Below are 1,644 nucleotides of genomic sequence, written 5' to 3' on the forward strand. Positions count from 1 at the left end.
TCAGAGGCTTTGGCTTGACTATCGGCATCAAGTTCTGAGCCTTTATTTTTCCCCTCCGCATCAACTTCAGAGGCTTTTGATTGACTATCGGCATCAAGTTCTGAGCCTTTATTTTTCCCCTCTGCATCAACCTCAGAGGCTTTCCCTTTCCCCTGACTATCTATTTCTACACTCTTACCCTGCGCCTGACGATTAACCCCTGATTGTTTCTCCGCCGCATCTCCCTGAAGTTCACTCTGCTTCGCCGACGCATCCCCCCGCAAGCCGTCTAAAATCCCTCGCGCCCATTCAATCGGATTTTCTAGTTTTGCCTGAATAATGGTTGCTTGGGAGTCAGAGGTAGGGCTGATTCCTATCGGTTGACGCTGAATCAGTAAGGGTTGTACTGTCTCCTCTTCTTTGTCTTGTTCACAAGCAGCACAGGCGCGTTGAATGGTATCAGGTTCACTGGGTTGAGAAACTTCGACACCGGGCTTATCCTGAGTATCCAACGACTTCGCGATCGCATCTCCTCCGGCTACGGTTTCTGATTCGGGTGATTTAGGCGTTGGCGTTTCCTGAGTCTTGTCTCCCTTCGCCGTCAATTGTTCGGGTTGCTTTTCCGTCTGAGGCGATTCCGATACAGGCTGGGGTTTAGCAGATTCCGGCGTCTGAGACACCTGTGCTGGCGTCGCTGAGGATTTAGCCTCTGTATCTGACGGTTTCTGTAGTTCTCCCTTACCCTGAGATGCAGGTGCAGCCTTAGGTTCAGGGCTTTTCACAGCGGGTGCGATCGCCTGAGAAATTGGCTCGGCTTCTGGTGGCTTTTCCGGTGTCTGAATGGCGGCTATTTGCGCTTGTGCCGATTGTAATGCCGTTTCCAGGGTTGTCTTCAAATCCCCATCCCCAGGTGTTGGTTCCGGCGCTGACGCTTCATCATTGGTGACTTGGGCTTGCGCCATTTGCCAAGCTTCCGTTAAAGAGGGGGATTCCGCTTTCTCTGGCGTTGCTGTGGCGGGGGTTTCCTTCGCTGCTGCTTCAGTATTTGGAGAACTATCTGAAGTTTGGGCGTTTTCCTGGTTGGTTGGAGTGAGTGACGCCGTTTCCGTTAACTGTTCCGGTGTGGGTTCTGTTTTTGACTCAATCTCGGAGGATTCAGGTTTAGATATTTTCTGATTCGGTTCAGCGATAGGGGGTTCTGAGGGTTTTGACTCTGGTTCGGCTACAGGTTCAGTCGGTGCAGATTCAGCTTCGGGTTGAGGCGCAGTACCTTCTGTCTCTGGTTTAGGTTCTTTTGTGGGCGCTGGGGTAGCTGGGGATTCAGTTGAATTATCTTGTGCTTTGGGTGTGGTGACTTCAGGTTTTGGCGCTGGCGCAACTTCGGGTTGAGTTTCAGTACCTTGTGTTTCCGGTTTCGCGTCTGTGGCGGGTGCGGGTTGAGGAGGTGGCTCGATTTTCCCTTGGGATTGATTCGACGATTGGGGTTCAACAGGAGCAGGTTTTTGTACCGCTTGAGTCTCTGTCTCTGTGACTAACGGCTTATCCACCTTGTCTTGTGCAACATCTGGTGAAGTTTCCGTTAGCTGGAATTCTGCACCTGTGGCTGTTTGAGCATTAGGCGGTGGAAGTTCTTTAGCCGGAAGTGGCGGGGAATTCTTATCTACA

1 pseudogene is annotated in these 1,644 nt (G+C 51.5%); it reads right to left on the reverse strand.

What is annotated here, in order from left to right:
• A pseudogene (locus ACLGGO_RS35500) lies at nucleotides 1-1,644 on the reverse strand (hypothetical protein); the annotation flags it as partial.

The sequence above is a fragment of the Coleofasciculus sp. genome, assembly GCF_046565525.1.
Taxonomy (GTDB): domain Bacteria; phylum Cyanobacteriota; class Cyanobacteriia; order Cyanobacteriales; family Coleofasciculaceae; genus Coleofasciculus.